The following is a 21,443-nucleotide window of genomic DNA, read 5'->3' on the forward strand; positions in this document are numbered from 1 at the left end:
GTGAGCGGGACGGCGCCGTAAGGCGCCCGGGGCCACCGGCCCTAAGCGCGGTCGTTCCGGCCGGGGCCGGGAGCCTGGCCCTGGCCGCCGGAGTCGTAGTCCTGGCCGCCGGGGTCGTAGTCCCGGCCCTGGTTCCAGTCCTGGACCTGGGTCCGGTCCCGGTCGGGGTCCCAGGTGGGGACGTCCATCGTCCGCGTGGGTTCGCCGCCCCCGCCGTCCAGCGTCGGGTACGTGGGCCCCGTGGGGTACGTCGGGTACGTCGGCTCGGGTTCGAGGGGCAGGGTGCGGGCGCGGGTGCGGCCCGACATGACGAGCGCGCCGAGGAGCAGCAGGAGCCCGCCGCCGAAGGCGTTCGCGACGCCGTCGCCGAGCCCCGTACCGTCGCCGCCGACCGTCAGGCTGCCCTCGGCCTGCCCGACGCGGACCATCCACAGGATGGTGAAGCCGAGCACGACCAGTCCGGCGAACGCCACGAGCAGCCGGGAGCGCAGCACCACGCCGAGCAGGGTGACGACGGCCGCGAAGGCGAACGGGAGCAGGATCGAACCGATCACCTCCGCCTTCGCGTCGGTGATGCCGCCGAACAGGTCCTCGATGCGGTAGTCGCTGCCGTGACGGCCGTCGTACCAGGCACGGAAGGGGCTCCAGACGGCGGCCGTCGCTCCGGCGAGGGCCAGGACCGAGCCGATGACGTTGCGGACCATCGATCGGCCTCCTTACCGGTCCGGCTCTCGGTCTTGACGCTACGCCCGGTACGGGGGACCCGCCACGCGGCGCTAGGGTGGCGCGGACACGACAGGAGGAGCAGAGGATGGCAACGGGGACGGGGACGGGGGCGGCGCGCCGCAGGGGGCTCAGGCTCGCGGCGACGCTCACGGTGGTGGTGCTCGCGCTGACGGGCTTCCAGACCGGCAAGAGCGGCGGGAGCAGCGGGGGCAAGAGCAAGAGCAAGAGTTCGGGGGGCGGCTGCTCCAGCTCCAAGAAGAAGAACGACGACTACGACTACAGCGGCGACGACCTCGGCAGCGGTTCGAGCGGTGGCAGCGACTACACCACGGCCCCCGCGACGCCGAGCGTGACGTCCTCGCCGAGTTCCACGGTGGACGTGGTGGTCGTGGACTGTGTGAAGCCCGCGCAGAAGAAGCGGAAGGGCAAGCCGGCCCGTAAGGCGGACACGACGGCGACCCTGCGGATCACCTCGCGCGAGACGGTCACCACGACGTACAAGGTCGAGGTCGACTTCGAGGGCTCCGGCGGGGTGGATGTCGACGAGGCGCAGAAGGTCGTGACGGTCGAGCCGGGTGAGACGAAGACCTTCGACCTCGCGATGGAGTCGCCGAAGGCCGTCGACCGGGTCAAGACGTGTGCGATCGCAGGGGTCCGCGTCCAGTAGGGTGACGTGCGCTCGTCAAAACGAGGGCGTCTCGTTCCGCTCATTCGCGCTCTGCGCACATTCAACGGGGGTTGAAGCGTGAAGCTTCGTCATGTCCGTGCCATCGCCGTCTTCGGTATCGCCCTGGTCGCGCTGACCGGTGCCCGCGGCTCCAACGGCGGCAGCTGCAGCGGTGGCAGTTCCAGCAGCTCCAGCAGTTCCAGCAGCTCGGGCGGCTCCGACAGCGCCGGCTCCAGCAGCAGCAGTGGCGGTGTCACCACCGGCGGTGTCGGCGGCTCGTCGAGGGACAAGGCCAAGCGCGACGTCCGCATCGACGAGTGCAAGGTCAGCGCCGACGGCAAGAACCTGGTCGCCAAGGTGACGGTCACCAACAGCGACTCCTCGGCCTACCTCTACGACGTCTCCCTGCAGTTCAAGGGCGACCCGAGCGCCCCCCTGGCGATGGCGCAGGTCGACGACCTGCGCGTCGAGGCCGGTGCGTCGAAGTCGGCCGAGGCGACCACGCCGTACACCGGCACCGGTACCGGCTCCGAGTACAACCAGTGCGTCGTCGTCGACGCCGACCGCACCACCGCCTGACCGGTCCGGTAGCGACCAGGGCTCCTGGCGGAGCTAGCGGAGCCTGAAGCCGTCCCCCCTCCGGGTGAACAGCTCGGACTGCCGTTCCGGCGGCAGGTTCCCGAGCGTGACCAGGTGCGGTGCGTGGGCGAGGGCCTGGGCGCGGGTGGCCTCCTTGGCCGACCAGAGCGCCCGGACCGTGCCCTGCACCGCCTCGGTCGGGTAGGAGGCCATGACGGCGGCGGCGCGGCGGGCGGCGTCCAGCGCGCCGCCGTCCGTCGTGAGCTCGGAGACGAGGCCCGTCTCGTACGCGCGGCGGGCCGAGATCCGTTCGGCGCCGCCCATCAGGGCCATCCGGGCCACCTCCCCGAAGGGCATCCGCTGCGCCATGTGGATGGTCTCGAAGGCGCTGACCATCCCGTAGGTGGTGTGCGGGTCGAAGAAGGTGGCGCCTTCGCCGGCGATCAGGAACTCGGCCTCGCCGAGCAGGTAGAACGCGCCGCCGCAGGCCATGCCCTCCACGGCGGCGACGACCGGTTTCCACAGGTCGTTGGCCTTGGGGCCGATGGCGATGAGCGGGTCGTCGATCGTGTACGGGGAGGAGGGCTGCGGGATGTCGCCTGCCGCGGCCCGGTCGATGCCGGTGCAGAAGGCCCGCTGTCCCGCGCCGGTCACGACGGCCGCGCGTACGGTGTCGTCGTAGCGCAACTCCCGCCAGATCTCGCCCAGTTGCCGGGCCATGTCCAGGGTGAGGGCGTTGTGCTTCGCGGCCCGGTCGAGGGTGACGACCGCGACGCCGGTCTCCTTGTCGCGTGCGACGGTGACGGTCATCCGCGCTCCAGGAGCCAGCGCGGCACGGCCATGCCGTCGACCTCGGTGAACGCCACCCGGACGCCCGCCCCGATCCGCAGCCGGGCCGGGTCGACCGAGTCGAGCGCCGCGTCCGGGGTGGCGACGACGTTGCCGACGAGCCGGATGCGGGGCGCCTCGACTAGCTCGACGACGACGGCGTTGTACGGGGCGAACGCGGCGTACTCCGGCAGGAGTGGCGGGTGGGGCAGGACGTACGACCAGATCCGGCCGCGTCCGGACATCAGCCGCCACTCGGCGGCGAAGGACTGGCAGTGCGGGCAGCAGGGCCGGGGCGGAAAACGCAGTTCGCCGCAGTCGGCGCAGCCCTGGATCCGCAGCTCGCCCCGGGCGGCGTACTCCCAGAAGGGCGCCCCGTCCTCGTCCACGACAGGTGTGAGCATGGTGGGACTCAACTCCTCAGGATCAGGCTCGCAGCAGGACGGCCGATGTGGGGACGCCCTCGCCGGCGGTGACGAGGCAGGTGGAGGCGTCGGGGACCTGGGCGGTGGAGCTGCCCCGGAGCTGCTTCACGCCCTCGTTGATGAGGTTGAAGCCGTGGACGTACGCCTCCGAGAGGCCGCCGCCGCCGGTGTTGATGGGCAGCCGGCCCCCGATCTCCAGGGCGCCGCCCTCGGTGAACGCGGCGCCCTCGCCGCGCTCGCAGAAGCCGTAGCCCTCCAGGGAGAGCGGGATGAGCGGGGTGAACGCGTCGTAGATCTGGGCGACGTCGACGTCCTGGGGGCCGAAGTCGGCCTGCTTCCACAGGTGTCGGGCGGCGGTCCACGCGGGTCCGGTGAGCGGGTCGTCGTTCCAGTAGTTGACCATGCCGTGGTGCTGGGCTGGCAGGCCCTGGGCGGCGGAGTGGACGTACACGGGCTTCTGGCGGCAATCGCGGGCCCGCTCGGCGCTGACGATCACGCACGCCAACGCGCCGTCCGTCTCCAGGCAGTTGTCGAAGAGGCAGAGGGGTTCGCTGATCCAGCGGGCGGTCATGTACATCTCGCGGGTCAGCGGGCGTTCGTACATGATCGCGGCCGGGTTCTGGTTGGCGCGGTTGCGGCAGGCGAGGGCGACGTTGAAGAGGTGGTCGCGGGTGGCGCCGTACTCGTGCATGTAGCGGCGGGCCAGCATGCCGATCTCGTCGGTGGGGCGCAGCAGCCCGAAGGGGCGGGTCCACTGGCCGGGCGTGGGCAGCTGGACGGCGGTGTTCTTCCACGGGCGGGGTCCGGAGCCGCGCTTCCGGGACCGCCAGGCGACGCCGACGCTCGCCTGTCCGGTGGCGACGGCGGCGGCGAGGTGCCCGACGGTGGCGCAGGAGCCGCCGCCGCCGTACCCGATCTTGGAGAAGAAGGTGACGTCCCCGGCGCCGATGGCCTTGGCGACCTCGACCTCGTCGGTCTCCTCCATCGTGTACGAGGCGAAGCCGTCGACCTCGGAGGGGGCGATCCCGGCGTCGTCGAGGGCGGCGAGGATCGCCCGGCAGGCCAGGGTCTTCTCCGACTCGGGGAGCTGTTTGGCGAACGGTGTCTGACCGATGCCGACGATGGCTGTGCGGTCCTTGAGCACGCGACCCCCTCGATCGTCCTCACTGCTGACAGTGCGTCAGGGTACAGCTAATCTGACGGATAGTCAGCTACGGGTATGAGCTGCCGGTGTGGTCCTGGGTGCGACGGGAGGGGCGGTTATGCGCGGTGACCTGGAGTGGGGCTCCATAGCGGGCCTGGTGCGCTCGGCGGCCGAACGGTACGGCAGCGCGGAGGCGGTCGTCGAGGGCCGTACCCGCGTCTCGTACGAGGAGTTGGGCGCCCGGGTCGAGCGGGCGGCGGCGGCCTGCATGGCGGCGGGCGTGGAGCGGGGCGACCGGGTCGCGATCTGGGCGCCGAACACCCTGGACTGGATCGTCTCCGCGCTCGGCGCGGTGACGGCGGGCGCCGTACTCGTCCCGCTGAACACCCGCTTCAAGGGAACGGAAGCGGCGTACGTCCTCTCCCGCTCCCGGGCCAAGCTGCTCTTCATCACCGGCACCTTCCTCGGCACCTCGTACGTCGCGTCCCTGCGCCGCGCGGAGGTCGAACTCCCGGACCTGGAACGGGTGGTGGTCCTCGGCGAGACCGCGCCGGACGACTACGTCACCTGGAAGTCGTTCCTGGCGGAGGGCGACGGGGTGAGCGGGGCGCAGGTCCGGGCGCGGGCGGACGCCCTCGACCCCTCGGCCCCCTCGGACATCATCTACACCTCCGGGACGACGGGCGCACCGAAGGGTGCCGTGATCACGCACGCCCAGACCCTGCGCTGCTACGCGATCTGGTCGGAGCTGGCGGGCCTGAGGGAGGGTGACCGCTATCTGATCGTGAACCCCTTCTTCCACACCTTCGGCTACAAGGCCGGGATCATCGCCTGCCTCATGCGGGGCGCGGTGATGATCCCGCAGCCGGTCTTCAACGTGGACACGGTCCTCGCCAACATCGCGGCGGAACGGATCTCGGTGCTGCCGGGCCCGCCGACGCTGCACCAGTCGATCCTGGACCACCCCACGCGCGCGGCGCACGACCTCTCGGCGCTGCGCCTGGTGGTGACGGGCGCGGCGGTGGTGCCGCTGCGGCTGGTGGAGCGGCTGCGGGGCGAGCTGGGCGTGGGCACGGTCCTGACGGCGTACGGCCTGTCCGAGGCGAGCGGGATCGTCACGATGTGCCGCCGGGGCGACCCGGCGGAGGTCGTCGCCACGACCTCGGGCCGCCCGATCCCGGACACCGAGGTCCGCCTCTCGCCGGCGGGCGAGGTCCTGGTGCGCGGCCACAACGTGATGAGCGGCTACTTCGAGGACGAGGCGGAGACGGCGCGCGCGATCGACGCGGACGGCTGGCTGCACACGGGCGACGTGGGCGTCCTGGACGAGGCGGGCAACCTGCGGATCACGGACCGCATCAAGGACATGTTCATCGTGGGCGGCTTCAACGCCTACCCGGCCGAGATCGAGCAACTCCTGGGCCTTCACCCCGACATCGCCGACGTCGCGGTCATCGGCGTCCCGGACGCCCGCCTGGGCGAGGTCGGCAAGGCCTTCGCGGTCCGCCGCCCGGGGGCGACGGTGACGGCGGACGACCTGATCGCGTGGGCTCGCCGGGAGATGGCGAACTACAAGGTCCCGAGGGCGGTGGAGTTCGTGGGGGAGCTGCCGAGGAACGCGAGCGGGAAGGTCGTGAAGGGGGTGCTGCGGGGGCGGTAGCGGGGTGCAACCGGGGATGGTCGAGTACACGTCATAGGGGCCAAGATGTCAGCCGTACGAGCAGGACAGCGGCGGCGTCCCGCGCGGCAACGCCCGCAGGGCACCGCCCGAGCGGGCGGCACCGAGCACGTCCCCAGCACCACCGCAGCACAGCACTCCGCACCGCACCGCACCCTTTCCCCGTCCCCAGTGCCTAGCCTCACCCCTTGGAGCAGTTGGTGTCGACGCCCGAGTTCCCTCTCACGCTCACCCCGCAGCAGGCCGCCACAGGCGTGATCATCACCGTCCAGCTGCCGACCGGTCCCACGAACATCTCCGTCCCGCCCTGCCGCCACGGCGACCTCGTCCCGGCGCGCACCGCCGACGGGTCGGTGGTCAACCTGCGCATCAGCGTCAACCTCTTCGCCGGCCCCGGTGCCGGCGCCGGGCAGGCGGCTCCGCAGCGCAAGTCCGGTGTCCTGGGCTGCATCGTGCCGCTCGTCGTCGCCGGGGTGATCGGGTTCCTGATCTTCTCGAACGACGACAGCGACAGCGCCGACAACACGGGCGGCGGCTCGACGCCCTCGGCGACCGCGACCTTCGAGAACCCCCTCGACGCGACCACGGAGCCGACCCCGGCCCCGACGACCGAGAAGGCCCCGGACCCGTACACCAAGGGCACCTGCCTGAACGGACAGCTCCCGGACTCGGAGACCGCGCAGAGCGTCAGCAACGTGGAGGAGGTCTCCTGCTCGGCGTCGGACGCGCACTACAAGGTCATCCAGACGTTCCCGCTGACCTCGGACCTGAACAAGTGCAACAGCAACCCGAAGACCCAGTACGCCTTCTCCCACCGCTACACCCTCAACGGCGCGACGATCAACGAGTACGTCTACTGCCTGGTGGGGCTGGGCTCGTACGCGCGGAACTGATCCGCACGCTCACCTCACGCGCCGTCGGAAGCCGACGGCCCGGAGCACGGCCGGAGGGGCCGGGCAGACTGCCCGGCCCCTCCGTCTTGCCTGTCCGGTCGCGGTGCGGTGTCGCGCTCTGTCCTTCGGGTCCCCCCGGGCCCGGTGGACGTCCCCCGAGTGCGTGCGCTGCTCGCTTCCGGACGGTTACGGCCTCGGCGACTCCCCCGTCGGTGCCGCCGCGGCCGTCCCCCGGCAAGAGCCGGCCCCCGTCCCCCGTTCCCCCGTGGGCCGGCTCGGCTCTACTTGAGCGGGTCGCCCGTCGCGTGGGAGTCCAGCGGCTTGATGGGCGCGCCCGTCGCGTGCGAGTCCATGGCCGTGATCTCCTCGCCGGTGGCGTGGGAGTCGAGCGGCTTGATGGGCGCGCCCGTGGCGTGCGAGTCCATGGCGGCGATGTCCTCGCCGGTGGCGTGCGAGTCCGTGGGCTTGACGTTGTCGGCCATGAAGCAGCTCCTGAAGTCATGAGGCACTGTGGGACTGAGGGACGTACGCCCGGCAATTCCCCCGAGGACCGCCGGGCGGACGTCCAGGGCCGATCACCTTAACGGTGGGGCCGCGTGTCGAACCGTGTGCCCCCCGACGCGACGGGTCGACAAGGACGAGCTTGCCGTGTGGCGATAAACGATTGATGAACGACCGGTCCGGGTCAGGCAACCGCCGCCGGCCGCAGCAGCAGACGCACGTCCTGGGCCTCCGGCGAACCGAGGTTCTCGAAGACCGCGAGGGCGTCGCTCCAGCACACGCGCGCCCGGTCCGTCTGGCCGAGCGCGGTGAGGCCGCGGCCCAGCACGGTCAGCACGTTGGCCCTGCGCCACTCACCGCCGATGCCGTGGAGCACGGACAGCGCCTGCTCCGCGTGGGCGGCCGCCGCGGCGTACCGGCGGTCGGCGAGGTGGACCTCGGCGAGCCGGAACAGGGTCATCCCGTGCCACAGTTGCTGCCGGCTCTCCTGGAAGACGCTGAGCGCCTCGGTGAGCACCGCGCGGGCGTGCGTGGTCTGCCCGGACGCCGTCAGCGCGAGGCCCAGCGCGTACTTGGCGTTGGCCAGCCGCAGCGCGAGACCGGTGTCGGCCTCCTGGTAGAGGGTGATGCCCTGGGTCGCCAGTTCGACGGCGCTCGCCACGCGTCCCGTCGCGAGGTGGACGCGCGACAGGTTGCACAGCGCGCTCGCCTCGCCAGGCTTGTTCGCGTCGAGTCGGAACGCCTCCCGTGCCTGCGAGAGATGGCTCTCCGCGTCCACGTGACGGTTCTCGTACAGGGCGAGGATGCCGCGCTCGTTCGGCGCGTTCGCCCGGGTCCACGGGTCCCCGGACGCTTCCCCGAGGTCCATCGCGAGCCGGGCCTCCTCGTCGGCCTCGTCGAACCGCCCGGCGGTGCTGTAGGCCTGGGTGAGGGTGGTCCGGGCCCGGCCCTCCGAGCGGGCGTCCCGGAGTTCTCGCGCCGCGTTCCGCGCGGCGACCGCCGCCACCTCGTACCGCAGGGCGTTGACCCCGGACTCGGCCAGGTCCTTCGTGGCCATCAGGAGATCGACGGCCCGGCGAAGGGACCCCGACGCCAGGGACTGCTGCGCGCAGGCGAGTACGCAGTCGGCCTCGGCGTGCAGCCAGTCCAGGGCCTCGGCGTGGTCCGAGAACTCCAGGCCCGCGTGGTCGGTGGCCTCCAGATGCGCCACGGTCCGGTCCCCCGGGCGCTCGATCGCGTACACCCGGGCCGCGGTCGACAGGTAGAAGTCGAGGAGGCGCGACAGGGCCTTCTCGCGCTCCGTCGGGGGCTCTTCGTCCCGCTCCGCGCATGCACGCGCGTAGAGGCGCACGAGGTCGTGGTAGCGGTAGCGGCCCGGGGCGGCCGACTCCAGGAGGGACGTGTCGACCAGGGCCTCCAGGAGGTCCTCCGTGGCGTGGAGCTCCAGGTCGAGGACGGCCGCGGCGGCCGCCAGCGAGATGTCCGGGCCGTCCGCGAGGCCGAGGAGGCGGAAGGCGCGGGCCTGGGCCGGCTCCAGCTGGCCGTAGCCGAGTTCGAAGGTCGCCTTGACCGCGAGGTCGCCCGCCTGGAGCTCGTCGAGCCGGCGCCGCTCGTCGGCGAGCTTGGCCGCAAGGACCGCCACCGTCCAGGTGCGGCGGGCGGCCAGCCGCGAGGCGGCGATACGGATCGCCAGCGGGAGGAAGCCGCAGGCGGCGACCACGTCGAGGGCGGCCTCGCGCTCCGTCGAGACGCGCTCCTCGCCGACGATCCGGGTGAAGAGCTGCAACGCCTCCTCCGGTGACATGACGTCCAGGTCCACCAGATGCGCCCCCGCCAGGTCCACCATGCGGATCCGGCTGGTCACCAGCGCCGCGCAGCCCGCCGTGCCCGGCAGCAGCGGACGGACCTGGGCCGCGTCCCGCGCGTTGTCGAGCAGCACCAGGACCCGGCGGCCGTCGAGCGTGGAGCGGTAGAGCGCCGCCCGCTCCTCCAGCGAGTCGGGGATCGCCGAGTCCGGCGTGCCGAGGGCCCGCAGGAAGGCGCCGAGGACCGTCTCGGGCGCCGCCCAGCGGGAGCCCGCGCCCTGCAGGTCCACGTACAGCTGGCCGTCGGGGAAGTGCGGGCGGGCCTCGTGCGCCACGTGCACCGCGAGCGTCGTCTTGCCGACGCCGCCGATGCCCGCGAGCGCCGAGACCGCCATCACGGAGCCCTCGGCGGTGGCCAGTTGGTCGCCGAGTTCGCGCACGAAGGAGGCGCGGCCGGTGAAGTCGGGCACGGTCGCCGGGAGTTGCGCGGGCCGGGCGGCCGCCGCCGGCGCGGGTGCGGCCTCCTCGACCGGGCGTGCCAGTTCGGCGTCCGCGCGCAGGATCCGCTGCTGGAGGCGGGAGAGCTCCGGGTTCGGGTCGACGCCCAGTTCGTCGGCGAGGAGCCGGCGGGTGTCGGCGTACACGGCCAGCGCCTCGGCCTGCCGGCCGCTGCGGTAGAGCGCCAGCATGAGCAGCTCGCGCAGCCGCTCCCGCAGCGGGTGCGCCGCGGTCAGCGCGGTCAGCTCGGAGACGGCCTCCGCGTGCGCCCCCGCCTCCAGGTCCAGGTCGAGCCGCGTCTCCAGGAGCTGCAGCCGCCACTCCTCCAGGCGCGTGCGCTGGGTCTCGGCGTACGGCCCCGGTACGGAGGCCAGCGCCTCGCCGTCCCACAGGCCCAGGGCCTTGTTCAGTCGCGAGCGGGCCGCCGCGCGGTCGCCGGCCCCGCGCAGTTTGTCGGCCTCCGCGGCCAGGTCCTGGGCGACGTTCAGGTCGAGCGCCCCGGAGCGGGCGGTGCGGATGGCGTAGCCGCCCGACTCGGAGACCAGCACCCCGGGGTTGAGGACCTTGCGCAGGCGGGAGGCGTACGTCCGTACCGCCGCCAGGGCCTGCGAGGGCGGCTCGTCGCCCCAGATGGCGTCGATCAGCTCGCCGGCCGTGGCCGTCCGCCCGTCGCGCAGCAGGAGCGCGGCGAGCAGCGCGCGCTGCTGGGGGGAGCCGGAGGGCAGGGCCTCGCCGTCGCGCCAGGCGCGCACCGGGCCGAGCACACCGAAGCGCAGGTCGTGACCGGGGTCGTCATGACCGACGACGCCGGGACCTGTCGACGGAGCGCGCTGCTCCGGAACGCGCGGGCCGTTCGCACGGTCCATAGCTCCCCCTGCCCGTACCGCTGGTTTCGCCCTGGACAGTCTGCCTTGTCCGGAGGGGGCGCGTCAGCATCGGGTGACTGTCTGCACAAGTCCCGCCCCAAGATCCGACAGGTTCCGGCCGAACCGTCCGGCCACAAGGAGCTGACGGGTCGTCAGATCGGCGCTACCGTGAAAGCATGGAGACCTTCCCGAAGATCATCTCGGTGGACGACCACACCGTGGAGCCGCCTCACGTCTGGCGGGACCGGCTCCCGTCCAGGTACCGCGACACCGGACCCCGGATCGTCCGCGCGCCGCTGAAGGAAATGACCTTCCTCGGCGGCAAGTTCGCGCCCGTCATGGGCGCCAAGGGCGACGACGGACCGATCGGCGACTGGTGGGTGTACGAGGACCTGCACCGGCCGCTCACCCGCCTCGACACCGCCGTCGGCTACGACCGGGACGAGATCAGGCTCGAGGTCATCACCTACGAGCAGATGCGCCCCGGCTCCTACTCCGTGCCCGACCGCCTCGCCGACATGGACGTCAACCACGTCCAGTCCGCCCTCTGCTTCCCCACCTTCCCGCGCTTCTGCGGGCAGACCTTCACCGAGGCGAGCGACCGTGAGCTGGGGCTCCTCGGGATCCGGGCCTACAACGACTGGATGGTGGAGGAGTGGTGCGGGCCCGAGGCCCACGGGCGGCTGATCCCGCTCACCCTCATCCCCCTCTGGGACGCCGAGCTCGCCGCCGAGGAGGTCCGGCGGAACGCCGCCCGGGGCGTGCGGGCCGTCGCCTTCTCGGAGATACCGCCGCACCTCGGCCTCCCCTCCGTGCACACCGACTACTGGGACCCCTTCCTGCGCGCCTGCGACGAGACGGGCACGGTCGTCGCCATGCACATCGGCTCCTCCAGCCGGATGCCGTCCACCTCCGCCGACGCCCCGCCGGCCGTAGGCTCCACGATCACCTTCGCCAACTGCTGCTTCTCGATGGTCGACTGGCTGATGAGCGGCAAGTTCGAGCGCTTCCCGAACCTGCGGATCATGTACGCGGAGGGCCAGATCGGCTGGATCCCGTACATCCTCGAACGCGCCGACGTGGTGTGGGAGGAGAACCGGGGCTGGGGCGGGGTCGCCGAGAAGGTGCTGCGCCCGCCGTCGGAGCTGTTCGCCGAGCACGTCTACGGCTGCTTCTTCGACGATGCCTTCGGCCTGAAGAACCTCGACGCGATCGGGGTCGGGAACGTCCTCTACGAGACGGACTACCCGCACTCCGACTCCACCTGGCCCAAGTCGAGGGAGGTCGGCGAGGCCCAGATGGGCCACCTCGCGCCGGACGTGGTCGAGCGAATCGTGCGCGGCAACGCGATCGAACTGCTCGGTCTTACGGCGGACGGGCTCTGGGTGCCGTGACCGGCTGACGCCGGGCCCGCTGACGCCGGGAGGCCGCGACCCTCGCGGGGCGCGGCCTCCCGGGTCCGTCCGTGCCGGTCAGCCGAAGCGCACGGACGAGATCGTGTTGTCGAAGCCGATCGACGCCAGGTCGGCGATGGTGCCGCTCACCGACTTCGACGTGCCCTTGCAGTCCTTCTCCGTCCAGATCTTCACCGTGCCGCTCGCCTGCAGCGAGGAGGCGCTGTTGTCGCGCCCCACGTTCTGGCAGCCCGTGCCGGCCAGGCCCTCCGAGGGGTCGCCGAAGTTCTTCTCGTCGGAGAGGGTCACGCTGCTCTTCCCGCCGGAGCCGGAATCGCCGGACCCCGCGCCGCCGCCCGCCTTCCTGCCGTCCGGGGTCACGCCGAACCAGGTGCCGCCGACGCCCTGTCCGTTGGTGTCGCCGGGCTTCAGGTCCTTGTTGAAGCGGTAGACGGGCCAGCCGCCGATGGTGACCTGGAGGTTGCCGTCGTCCCGCTTGACCACGCCGACGTCGGACTTCTTGACCCCGTCGATGAAGATCCGCCCGCCGGGCTTGACGACCACCGGCGGCCAGGTGGTCGCGCAGGCGCCGTCGCAGGTGGACTTGGACGGCTTGGCGGTGTCGTTGTCGAAGCGGTAGAGCGTGAAGCCCGCGCCGTTGACGACGACCGGCGAGAGCGCGCCCGCGCTCGCGGCGCTCAGCTGCACCCACTTCTGCGGCTTGCCGGGCGAGTTGGCCCAGTCGCCGGTCTTGGGCTCGGCCTTGTTCTGCTTCGCGGTGCCGCTGAGGGAGGTGAACTCCGAGGAGGCGGGGGCGGCGGAGCTCGCGCCGTTCGCCGCGGGCCTGTCCGCGGCCTTGCCCGCGGCCTTGTCCTCCGTACCGCCGCACGCGGTGAGCAGGAGTGCGGCCGCGGTGGTGACGGCGGCGATCGCTCCGAGGCGCTGGATCTTCATGGTTCCCCCTGTGTGGTGTGGGCGTCGGTGCCCTTCGTGTGCTGCCTTCGCGGGGGAGTACGGAGGCGGTCGCGCGGGTCGCTCAGCCGGTTACGGCTCCGCGACATGCCCGGGACCGTTCCAGGACCTCGTCCCGGCGCACCCCTTGTCTGATGGGTCGTCAGACGCAAGCATGAGACCCGCCGACCGATATGACGAATCGTCAGATCCAGAACAGGGGGTCCCACCATGGTGGTCTACGGGATGCAGCTCCCGGTCCAGTCGCAGAGCACCCTCTATGCCGAGCCCTGGGAGGCCGACGCGGGCCCCGGTGATCTGCTGGAGATCGCCCGCGTCGCCGACCGGACCGGCTTCGACTACATCGCGAGCTGCGACCACGTCGCCATTCCGCGCCGGCTCGCCGGGCCGATGAGCACCATCTGGTACGACCCGGTCGCCACCCTCTCCTTCCTGGCCGCCGCCACCGAGCGGGTGCGGCTGCTCTCGCACGTGGCCGTCGTCGGGCTGCGCCACCCGCTGGTCTCCGCCAAGGCGTACGCGACCCTCGACCACCTCTCGGGCGGCCGGCTGGTCCTCGGGGTCGGGGCTGGGCACGTGCAGGAGGAGTTCGAGGCCGTCGGGGCCGACTTCGCCGGGCGCGGGGGCGTCCTCGACGAGACGATCGACGCGCTGCGGGCGGCCCTCGGGCCCGAGGAGTTCCCGGAGCACGCGGGGGAGCTGTTCGCCTTCAAGGACCTCGGGCAGCGGCCCCGGCCCGTACAGGAGCGGGTGCCGGTCTGGGTCGGCGGCTCCTCGCCGGCCGCCGTGCGCCGGGCCGCGCTCAAGGGCGACGGCTGGCTGCCGCAGGGCGACCCCAGGGAGAAGCTGGCCGCCCAGATCGCCCGGCTCGGGAGCCTCCGTGAGGAGGCCGGGATCGCCGAGCCGATCACCGTCGGCGCGATCACCGAGGCGCTGTACGTCGGCGAGCCGGGCTGGGAGGCCGGCCGGCGCACGCTGACGGGCAAGCCGGAGGCCCTCGCCGAGTCGCTGCGCGCGTACGGCGCGATGGGCGTGCACCAGATCCAGGTCCGGTTCCGCTCCCGGAGCCGTACCGAACTCACCGATCAGATGGCGGCGTTCGCCGCCGAGGTCGCCCCCCACCTGTAGACGCGAGGAGTACGCACATGGGCAAGCTGGACGGGCGGGTCGTCGTCATCACGGGCGCGGCGCGCGGGCAGGGCGAGCAGGAGGCGCGGCTCTTCGCCGCGGAGGGAGCGCGGGTCGTCCTCGGGGACGTGCTCGACGCGCCCGGCGAGGCGCTGGCCAAGGAGCTGGGGGAGGAGCGGGCGGTCTACGTCCACCTCGACGTCACGAGCGAGGACGACTGGGCCGGGGCGGTCGCCCTCGCCAAGGAGCGGTTCGGGCGGATCGACGGACTGGTCAACAACGCGGGCATCCTGCGCTTCAACGAGCTGGTCTCCACCCCGCTGGAGGAGTTCCAGGCGATCGTCCAGGTCAACCAGGTGGGCTGTTTCCTGGGGATACGGACGGTCGCGCCGGAGATCGCGGCGGCGGGCGGCGGCACGATCGTCAACACCGCCTCGTACACCGGTCTGACGGGCATGGCGGGCGTCGGCGCGTACGCCGCGACCAAGCACGCGGTGCTCGGGCTCACCCGCGTCGCGGCCCTGGAGCTGGCGGCGAAGAGGATCAGGGTCAACGCGGTCTGCCCAGGGGCGATCGACACCCCGATGAGCAATCCGGAGGGCGTGGACCCCGAGGCGACGGCGGGGCTCTACCAGAAGCTCGTACCGATGGGGCGGATCGGGAAGCCGGCGGAGGTCGCGGCGCTCGCGCTCTTCCTGACCGCCGACGACTCCTCCTACATCACCGGTCAGCCCTTCGTCATCGACGGCGGGTGGCTGGCGGGCGTCGCGCTGTTCTGACGAGTCACGTCTGACGACTCGTCAGGTATTGACGCACCCGCCACGCGGTGCGAAAGTCGGGCACATCGAGAATCTGACGGTACGTCAGAAACAACGAGGACGGTGAACCCCCTTGGAATTCGGGATCTTCGTACAGGGATACGTCGGCAAGCGCGCCGAGACCGATCCCGAGGCCGAGCACAAGGCGCTGATGGAGGAGACCGAGTACGTCATCCAGGCGGACAAGTCCGGGTTCAAGTACGCCTGGGCCTCCGAGCACCACTTCCTGGAGGAGTACTCGCACCTCTCGGCGAACGACGTCTACCTGGGCTACCTCGCCCACGCGACCGACCGGATCCACCTCGGCTCCGGCATCTTCAACCCGCTCGCGCCGGTCAACCACCCGGTCAAGGTGGCCGAGAAGGTCGCGATGCTCGACCACCTCTCCCAGGGCCGCTTCGAGTTCGGCTCGGGCCGTGGCGCGGGCTCCCACGAGATCCTCGGGTTCATGCCGGGCATCACCGACATGAACCACACGAAGGAGATCTGGGAGGAGACGATCGCCGAGTTCCCCAAGATGTGGCTCCAGGACGAGTACGTCGGCTTCCAGGGCAAGCACTGGTCCCTGCCGCCGCGCAAGGTCCTGCCCAAGCCGTACGGGAAGTCCCACCCGGCCATGTGGTACGCGGCCGGCTCGCCGCCCTCGTACGCGATGGCGGGCAAGAAGGGGCTCGGGGTGCTGGGCTTCAGCGTGCAGAAGGTCTCCGACATGGAATGGGTCCTCGAGTCGTACAAGACGGCCATCAAGGAGGCCAAGGCGGTCGGTGACTTCGTCAACGACAACGTCATGGTCACCTCGACCGCGATCTGCGCCGAGACCCACGACAAGGCCGTCGAGATCGCCGTCAGCGGCGGCCTGAACTACCTCCAGTCGCTGCTCTTCCGCTACCACGACACCTTCCCGCGCCCCGAGGGCATCCCGGAGTGGCCCGAGCTGCTGCCCGAGTACAGCGCGGAGATCATCGAACTCCTCATCCAGGAGGAGCTGATGATCTGCGGCGACCCGTCGGAGGTCCTCGCCCAGTGCAAGCGCTGGGAGCAGGCGGGCGCCGACCAGCTCTCCTTCGGCCTGCCGATCGGGGTCCCGTACGAGGACACGATGAACTCGATCAAGCTGATCGGCGAGCACGTGATCCCGAAGATCGACACGGACCCGGTCCACCGCACGACCCGCTTCCGGAGCGCCGCCGGGTCCTGACACCGCCCGCCCACCACGAGCGCGGGGCGGTGTCTTCCCGGATCGCCGTCCCGTCACCGGCCCCGGCCGGGGGCCTCGTAGTCGCGGCCGACTGCGTGGTTCCCGGCCGGGGCAGTCCACGTGCCGAAAGGACCGTCATGGCCGACCATCCGATCCCCGCCCCCCTGATCCTCGACCACCTGATCAAGGGCGCCACCGTCGTGGACGGCACCGGCGCCCCCGCACGCGTCGCCGACATCGGGATCAAGGACGGGCGGATCGTCCTCGCCGAAGCGGACGCCGTCGCCCGCACCACCGAGGACGCGCGCGGGCTCGTCCTCGCCCCCGGCTTCGTCGACCCGCACACCCACTACGACGCCCAGCTCTTCTGGGACCCCTTCGCCACGCCCTCCATGAACCACGGCGTCACCACCGTCGCCGGCGGCAACTGCGGCTTCACCCTCGCCCCGCTCCACCCGGACCGGCCCGAGGACGCCGACTACACGCGCCGCATGATGTCCAAGGTCGAGGGCATGGCCCTCAAGGCCCTGGAGGAGGGCGTCGACTGGAGCTGGTCCTCCTTCGGCGAGTACCTCGACGCCCTCGAAGGGCGCATCGCCGTCAACGCGGGCTTCATGGTCGGGCACTGCGCGCTGCGCCGGTACGTCATGGGCGCGGACGCCGTCGGCGGGGAGGCCTCCCCCGGGCAGATCGAGCGGATGACCGCCCTCCTGCGCGAAGCCATGGAGGCCGGCGCCTGGGGCCTGTCCACCACCCAGTCGTCCACCCACTCCGACGGCGACGGCGCTCCCGTCGCCTCCCGGCACGCCACCCCCGCCGAGCTGATCGCCCTCTCCCAGGCCGTCGGCGAGCACGAGGGCACCCAGATCGAGGCGATCCTGGCCGGCTGCCTCGACCAGTTCTCCGACGACGAGATCGACCTCTTCGTCGACATGACCGCCGCCGCCGGACGGCCCCTCAACTGGAACGTCCTCACCATCGACGCCGCCGTCCCCGAGCGCGTCCCGCGCCAGCTCGTCGCCTCCGAACGCGCCCGCAAGTCCGGGGGCCGGATCGTCGCCCTCACCATGCCGATCCTCACCCCCATGAACATGTCGCTCGGCACGTTCTGCGCCCTCAACCTCATCCCCGGCTGGGGCGAGATCCTGGGCCTGCCCGTCCCCGAGCGGATCGCGAAGCTCCGCGACCCGGACGTCCGCGCCGAGATGCTCCGCCGCGCCGACTCCAAGGAGGCCGGCGTCTTCCGCCGCCTCGCGCACTTCGGCCGGTACGTCATCGGTGACACGTACAGCCGCGAGAACGAGGGGCTCACCGGCCGGGTCGTCAAGGACATCGCCGCCGAGCGCGGTCAGGACCCCTTCCAGTGCCTCGTCGAGATCTGCGCCAACGACGAGCTGAGGACCGTCCTGTGGCCCATGCCCTCCGACAACGACCCGGCCTCCTGGGCGCTGCGCCGCGAGACCTGGGAGCACGAGGACGTGCTGCTCGGCGGCTCCGACGCCGGCGCGCACCTGGACCGGATGTGCGGCGCGCCGTACACCACCCGCTTCCTCGGCGACTGTCTGCGCGGCCGGAAGCTGGTCCCGCTGGAGCAGGCGGTGAGGATGCTCAGCGACGACCCGGCCCGGCTCTTCGGGCTGCGTGAGCGCGGCCGGATCGCCGAGGGCTACCACGCCGACCTGGTCCTCTTCGACCCCGAGCGGATCGACGCGGGCCCGGCGACCCTCGTGCACGACCTGCCGGGCGACAGCCCCCGGCTCGACTCGCGGGCGATCGGCATCGTCTCCGTCCGCGTCAACGGCGTGGAGACCATCCGCGACGACGAGGTGACCGGCGCGATACCCGGCCGGGTGCTGCGCTCCGGCCGCGACACGAGGACGGTGTCCACCCGATGAGCGAGCGGACGCAGGGACTGTTCATCGGCGGCGCGTGGGTCGAGCCCGACGGCGGGCACTACGAGGTGGTCAACCCGGCCACCGAGGAGGTCGTCGGCCTCGCGCCCGAGGCGAGCACGCGCCAGGTGCACGAGGCGGCGGACGCGGCCAGGGAGGCCTTCGCGAGCTGGTCCCGGACGAAACCGGAGGAGCGGGCCGCGATCCTCGACCGGGCCGCCGACCTGATGGCCAGGGACGCCGAGGAGAACGTGGTCCTGGCGCAGGCCGAGACCGGCGCGACCACCGGGACCGCGCGCGGCATGCAGGTCGCGGTCGGCTCGTCCCGCTTCCGGCGGTACGCGCGCGGCGCCCTGGAGCCCGTAGAGCAGGCCCTTCCCCCGCAGATCAACGAGGCCGGGCCCATGGGCAGGGCCGGGGTCTTCGGCGCGGTGGCCGTGCGCCGCCCGGTCGGCGTGGTCACCTGCATCACCTCGTACAACAACCCCTGGGCCAACCCGGCCGGTAAGATCGCCCCGGCGCTCGCCATGGGCAACACGGTCGTGGTGAAGCCCGCCCCGCAGGACCCGCTCTCCGTCTTCGCGATGGCCAGGGCCCTGGAGGAGGCGGGGGTCCCGGCCGGTGTCGTCAACGTCGTCACGGGCACGAGCGCCGCCGTCGGCGAGGCGGCCGTCGACTCGCCCGAGGTCGACATGGTCTCCTTCACCGGCTCCACGGCCGTCGGGCAGCGGATCGGCGAGGTCTGCGGCCGGGCCCTGAAGCGGCAGCTGATGGAGCTGGGTGGCAAGGGCGCGGCGCTCGTCCTCGACGACGCCGACCTCGACTCGGCCGTGATGGGCATCGGCACCACCTTCTCCTTCTACAGCGGCCAGATCTGCACGGCCCCGACCCGGGTGCTCGCCCAGCGCGGGATCTACGAGCAGCTGATCGAGAAGCTCACCGGCTACCTCGCCTTCATGAAGGTCGGCGACCCGACGGTCCCGGGCACGGTCGTCGGGCCGGTGATCTCGGCGGCCCACCGCGACCGGGTGGAGGCGTACGTCGAGCTGGGGAAGAAGGAGGGTGCCCGGGTGGTGGCGGGCGGGGCCAGGCCCGACATGGAGCGCGGCTTCTACGTCGCCCCGACCCTGCTCGCCGACTGCACCAACGACATGCGGGTGGTGCGGGAGGAGATCTTCGGTCCGGTCGTCGTGGTCGTCCCCTTCGACGACGAGGAGGAGGGCGTCGCGCTGGCCAACGACAGCGACTACGGGCTCCTCGACTACGTGTGGTCCGGGGACGTGGCCCGCGCATTCCGTATCGCGGCCCGGCTGCGGGCCGGCGGGGTCGGGGTGAACACGATCGGCCGGAACATGGAGGCGCCCTTCGGCGGCTTCAAGAAGAGCGGGGTCGGACGGGACGTGGGCTCGTACGCGCTGCACGCGTACAGCGAGACGCAGGCGGTGGTCTGGCCGGGCTGACCCGCTCCCCGCGAGGTTCCGGCCCGTTCGAAAAACTCTTCGGGAAAATTTGGAAACGGACATTTGGGGCGGTGCTGCGGTTCCCGTATATCGGACGGTCGGTGAGACGCCTACCAATCGGTCGGTCCGACCGGGCAGTCGATCTTTCAATCAATGCCGAGAGGTCTTGCGCCCCTCTCAATGCAAGGTGAAGATCGGTCAACGTCCCGGACTTACGTCCTCCGGATGTGGAAACCGCAGCACTTAACGTCCTGTTCATGACTCAGCTGGAAGCGCGGCCCCAGGCCGGAGACACGGTAAGGGGCGTCACCGCTCCCACCGACAGCCACGGCGTACGTGGCAAGGGCCTCGGCGGAAACTCCGTCGGACTGATGGGCAGTGCCGTCATCGGCATCTCGACCGTCGCCCCCGTCTACTGCCTGACCTCCACGCTCGGCTCCACCGCCGGCGAGGTCGGCCTCCAGATGCCCGCGATCTTCCTCGCCGGCTTCCTCCCGATGCTGCTCGTCGCCTTCGCCTACCGCGAGCTCAACCGGGTCATGCCCGACTGCGGCACCTCCTTCACCTGGACCGTGAAGGCCTTCGGCCCCAAGATCGGCTGGATGTGCGGCTGGGGTCTCGTCATCGCGACGATCATCGTGCTCTCCAACCTGGCCGGCGTCGCGACCTCGTACTTCTGGCTCCTCGCCGGTGAGATCACCGGATCCGAGTCCATCGCCGCCCTGGACGACAACAAGGCCGTCCACATCGTCACCTGCCTCGCGCTCATCGCCATCGCGACCGCGATCAGCTACCGCGGCATGACCGCCACCAAGGGCGTGCAGTACGCCCTCGTCGGCCTCCAGCTCGTCGTCCTCGCGGTCTTCGTCGCGATGGCCTTCCAGAAGGCCGGCAGCGGCGCCTTCGACACCGGGCTCTCCTTCTCCTGGGAGTGGATGAACCCGTTCGCCGTCCAGTCCTTCGCCGCCTTCACGGCCGGTCTCTCCCTGTCGATCTTCATGTACTGGGGCTGGGACGCCTGCATGGCGACCAACGAGGAGACCACGGGCTCCACCAAGACCCCCGGCCGCGCCGCGCTCATCGCGATGGTCGTCCTGGTCGGCTCCTACCTGGCCACCGGCGTCGCCGCGCAGATGGCCGTCGGCTCCGGCGACACCGGACTCGGCCTCGCCAACCCGGAGACCTCCGACAACGTCTTCGCGGCTCTCGCGGGCCCGGTCATGGGCCCCGCGCTCGGCGTCCTGCTCTTCGTCGCCGTCCTCGCCTCCGCGGCGGCCAGCCTCCAGACGACGTTCATCCCGGTCGCCCGCACCGTGCTCGCGATGTCGACGTACGAGGCGCTCCCGCCGTCCTTCGCCAAGGTCCACCCGCGCTTCAGGGTGCCGGGCAAGGCCACGATCATCGCGGGCGTCGCGACCGGCGCGTTCTACACCGTGATGACCCTGGTCAGCGAGAACGTCCTGGTCGACACGATCTACGCGCTCGGCCTGATGATCTGCTTCTACTACTCGCTGACCGCGTTCGCCTGCGCCTGGTACTTCCGCAAGGAGCTCTTCCGCTCCGGCCGGGACTTCCTCTACAAGGGCCTGTGCCCGGTCCTCGGCGGCATCCTGCTGACCGCCGTCTTCGGCAAGACCCTGTACGACATGTGGGACCCGGCCTACGGCAGCGGCTCGTCCGTCCTCGGCGTCGGCTCGGTCTTCGTGATCGGCGTCGGACTGCTCCTCGTCGGCTTCGTGATCATGCTGGTCATGCAGCGCAGGAGCCCTGCGTTCTTCCGCGGCGAGGTGCTGACGAAGGAGACCCCGTCGCTGGTGGTCGCCGACTGACACGCCGTACGCACGCCTGAGTGCACCTGAGTCATGAACGCGGGGGGGGGGGGGGGCCCCCCCCCGGCCCCCCCCCCGCCGGGGGGGGGGGGGGCCGCGTGCGGCAAGGCCCGGGCGGGGGCCCCCGTCGGCGGGCGTTGGG

Annotated in this window: 18 protein-coding genes; 11 read left to right on the top strand and 7 right to left on the bottom strand. The window is 71.7% G+C overall.

Annotated features, from left to right (window positions below; genetic code table 11):
* Positions 1-41: 41 nt before the first annotated feature.
* Entirely contained in the window at positions 42-704 is a 663-nt protein-coding gene (locus ACF09C_RS36335) for a hypothetical protein (RefSeq protein WP_392097821.1), read from the bottom strand.
* A 107-nt stretch (positions 705-811) separates the two neighbouring features.
* On the opposite strand from ACF09C_RS36335, the gene ACF09C_RS36340 reads away from it, so the two are divergent.
* Together ACF09C_RS36340 and ACF09C_RS36345 are read left to right on the top strand one after the other, a co-directional pair.
* Positions 812-1,393 carry a hypothetical protein gene (locus ACF09C_RS36340; protein WP_392097823.1) on the top strand — a complete coding sequence of 194 codons (582 nt, stop codon included), beginning with the start codon at positions 812-814 and terminating at the stop codon, positions 1,391-1,393.
* 78 nt (positions 1,394-1,471) lie between these two features.
* Positions 1,472-1,972 (top strand): hypothetical protein, encoded by a 501-nt coding sequence (locus ACF09C_RS36345; protein ID WP_392097824.1) that lies wholly within the window; start codon positions 1,472-1,474, stop codon positions 1,970-1,972.
* Positions 1,973-2,005: 33 nt separating this feature from the next.
* Here the strand turns inward: ACF09C_RS36345 and ACF09C_RS36350 are convergent, their stop codons facing one another.
* Genes ACF09C_RS36350 through ACF09C_RS36360 form a run of 3 tightly spaced genes read right to left on the bottom strand, consistent with a single transcriptional unit; the run spans position 2,006 to position 4,369 of the window.
* Positions 2,006-2,782 (bottom strand): enoyl-CoA hydratase/isomerase family protein, encoded by a 777-nt coding sequence (locus ACF09C_RS36350; RefSeq protein WP_392097826.1) that lies wholly within the window; start codon positions 2,780-2,782, stop codon positions 2,006-2,008.
* A complete protein-coding gene (locus ACF09C_RS36355) occupies positions 2,779-3,204 on the bottom strand; it encodes an OB-fold domain-containing protein (RefSeq protein WP_362416352.1) in 426 nt (141 codons plus the stop codon). The genes ACF09C_RS36350 and ACF09C_RS36355 overlap by 4 nt, the downstream gene beginning before the upstream one ends.
* 22 nt (positions 3,205-3,226) lie before the next feature.
* A complete protein-coding gene (locus tag ACF09C_RS36360; protein ID WP_392097827.1) occupies positions 3,227-4,369 on the bottom strand; it encodes a lipid-transfer protein in 1,143 nt (380 codons plus the stop codon).
* Positions 4,370-4,487: 118 nt separating this feature from the next.
* Between ACF09C_RS36360 and ACF09C_RS36365 the strand changes: the two genes are divergently transcribed.
* A complete protein-coding gene (locus tag ACF09C_RS36365) occupies positions 4,488-6,029 on the top strand; it encodes a FadD3 family acyl-CoA ligase (protein ID WP_392097829.1) in 1,542 nt (513 codons plus the stop codon).
* A 206-nt stretch (positions 6,030-6,235) separates the two neighbouring features.
* Entirely contained in the window at positions 6,236-6,940 is a 705-nt protein-coding gene (locus ACF09C_RS36370; protein WP_392097831.1) for a hypothetical protein, read from the top strand.
* A gap of 281 nt (positions 6,941-7,221) precedes the next feature.
* On the opposite strand, the gene ACF09C_RS36375 is transcribed toward ACF09C_RS36370, so the two are convergent.
* Both ACF09C_RS36375 and ACF09C_RS36380 read right to left on the bottom strand, forming a co-directional pair.
* Positions 7,222-7,422, bottom strand: a complete 201-nt coding sequence (locus ACF09C_RS36375) for a hypothetical protein (RefSeq protein WP_392097833.1) — start codon at positions 7,420-7,422, stop codon at positions 7,222-7,224.
* 203 nt (positions 7,423-7,625) lie between these two features.
* Positions 7,626-10,610 (bottom strand): BTAD domain-containing putative transcriptional regulator, encoded by a 2,985-nt coding sequence (locus ACF09C_RS36380; RefSeq protein WP_392097835.1) that lies wholly within the window; start codon positions 10,608-10,610, stop codon positions 7,626-7,628.
* A gap of 176 nt (positions 10,611-10,786) precedes the next feature.
* Here ACF09C_RS36380 and ACF09C_RS36385 point away from each other — a divergent pair, with 176 nt between their 5' ends.
* Complete coding sequence (locus tag ACF09C_RS36385; protein WP_392097836.1) at positions 10,787-12,004, top strand: amidohydrolase family protein; 1,218 nt, start codon at positions 10,787-10,789, stop codon at positions 12,002-12,004.
* Positions 12,005-12,082: 78 nt separating this feature from the next.
* Here ACF09C_RS36385 and ACF09C_RS36390 read toward each other — a convergent pair whose 3' ends face one another.
* The gene (locus ACF09C_RS36390; protein ID WP_392097838.1) at positions 12,083-12,958 is read right to left on the bottom strand and encodes a hypothetical protein; all 876 of its coding nucleotides are present in this window, start codon (positions 12,956-12,958) and stop codon (positions 12,083-12,085) included.
* A 228-nt stretch (positions 12,959-13,186) separates the two neighbouring features.
* Between ACF09C_RS36390 and ACF09C_RS36395 the strand changes: the two genes are divergently transcribed.
* From ACF09C_RS36395 to ACF09C_RS36420, 6 genes are all read left to right on the top strand, one after another.
* A complete protein-coding gene (locus ACF09C_RS36395) occupies positions 13,187-14,104 on the top strand; it encodes a TIGR03619 family F420-dependent LLM class oxidoreductase (protein WP_392097840.1) in 918 nt (305 codons plus the stop codon).
* Between the two features lie 17 nt (positions 14,105-14,121).
* Positions 14,122-14,883: an SDR family NAD(P)-dependent oxidoreductase gene (locus ACF09C_RS36400; protein ID WP_392097842.1), complete on the top strand. Its 762-nt coding sequence runs from the start codon at positions 14,122-14,124 to the stop codon at positions 14,881-14,883.
* A 112-nt stretch (positions 14,884-14,995) separates the two neighbouring features.
* A complete protein-coding gene (locus ACF09C_RS36405; protein ID WP_392097844.1) occupies positions 14,996-16,120 on the top strand; it encodes an LLM class flavin-dependent oxidoreductase in 1,125 nt (374 codons plus the stop codon).
* Positions 16,121-16,287: 167 nt separating this feature from the next.
* Positions 16,288-18,015 carry an amidohydrolase family protein gene (locus ACF09C_RS36410; RefSeq protein WP_392097932.1) on the top strand — a complete coding sequence of 576 codons (1,728 nt, stop codon included), beginning with the start codon at positions 16,288-16,290 and terminating at the stop codon, positions 18,013-18,015.
* Positions 18,012-19,472: an aldehyde dehydrogenase family protein gene (locus tag ACF09C_RS36415; protein ID WP_392097846.1), complete on the top strand. Its 1,461-nt coding sequence runs from the start codon at positions 18,012-18,014 to the stop codon at positions 19,470-19,472. The genes ACF09C_RS36410 and ACF09C_RS36415 overlap by 4 nt, the downstream gene beginning before the upstream one ends.
* A gap of 257 nt (positions 19,473-19,729) precedes the next feature.
* Positions 19,730-21,301: an APC family permease gene (locus ACF09C_RS36420; protein WP_392097848.1), complete on the top strand. Its 1,572-nt coding sequence runs from the start codon at positions 19,730-19,732 to the stop codon at positions 21,299-21,301.
* The last annotated feature ends 142 nt before the right edge of the window (positions 21,302-21,443 follow it).

It is taken from the genome of Streptomyces sp. NPDC014870, from assembly GCF_043081505.1.
Lineage (GTDB): Bacteria > Actinomycetota > Actinomycetes > Streptomycetales > Streptomycetaceae > Streptomyces.

Coding starts and splice junctions, on each gene's coding strand:
- ACF09C_RS36390 (WP_392097838.1), bottom strand. CDS start 12,958: ATGAAGATCCAGCGCCTCGGAGCGATCGCCGCCGTCACCACCGCGGCC.
- ACF09C_RS36395 (WP_392097840.1), top strand. CDS start 13,187: ATGGTGGTCTACGGGATGCAGCTCCCGGTCCAGTCGCAGAGCACCCTC.
- ACF09C_RS36365 (WP_392097829.1), top strand. CDS start 4,488: ATGCGCGGTGACCTGGAGTGGGGCTCCATAGCGGGCCTGGTGCGCTCG.
- ACF09C_RS36350 (WP_392097826.1), bottom strand. CDS start 2,782: ATGACCGTCACCGTCGCACGCGACAAGGAGACCGGCGTCGCGGTCGTC.
- ACF09C_RS36340 (WP_392097823.1), top strand. CDS start 812: ATGGCAACGGGGACGGGGACGGGGGCGGCGCGCCGCAGGGGGCTCAGG.
- ACF09C_RS36355 (WP_362416352.1), bottom strand. CDS start 3,204: ATGCTCACACCTGTCGTGGACGAGGACGGGGCGCCCTTCTGGGAGTAC.
- ACF09C_RS36375 (WP_392097833.1), bottom strand. CDS start 7,422: ATGGCCGACAACGTCAAGCCCACGGACTCGCACGCCACCGGCGAGGAC.
- ACF09C_RS36335 (WP_392097821.1), bottom strand. CDS start 704: ATGGTCCGCAACGTCATCGGCTCGGTCCTGGCCCTCGCCGGAGCGACG.
- ACF09C_RS36400 (WP_392097842.1), top strand. CDS start 14,122: ATGGGCAAGCTGGACGGGCGGGTCGTCGTCATCACGGGCGCGGCGCGC.
- ACF09C_RS36380 (WP_392097835.1), bottom strand. CDS start 10,610: ATGGACCGTGCGAACGGCCCGCGCGTTCCGGAGCAGCGCGCTCCGTCG.
- ACF09C_RS36385 (WP_392097836.1), top strand. CDS start 10,787: ATGGAGACCTTCCCGAAGATCATCTCGGTGGACGACCACACCGTGGAG.
- ACF09C_RS36415 (WP_392097846.1), top strand. CDS start 18,012: ATGAGCGAGCGGACGCAGGGACTGTTCATCGGCGGCGCGTGGGTCGAG.
- ACF09C_RS36420 (WP_392097848.1), top strand. CDS start 19,730: ATGACTCAGCTGGAAGCGCGGCCCCAGGCCGGAGACACGGTAAGGGGC.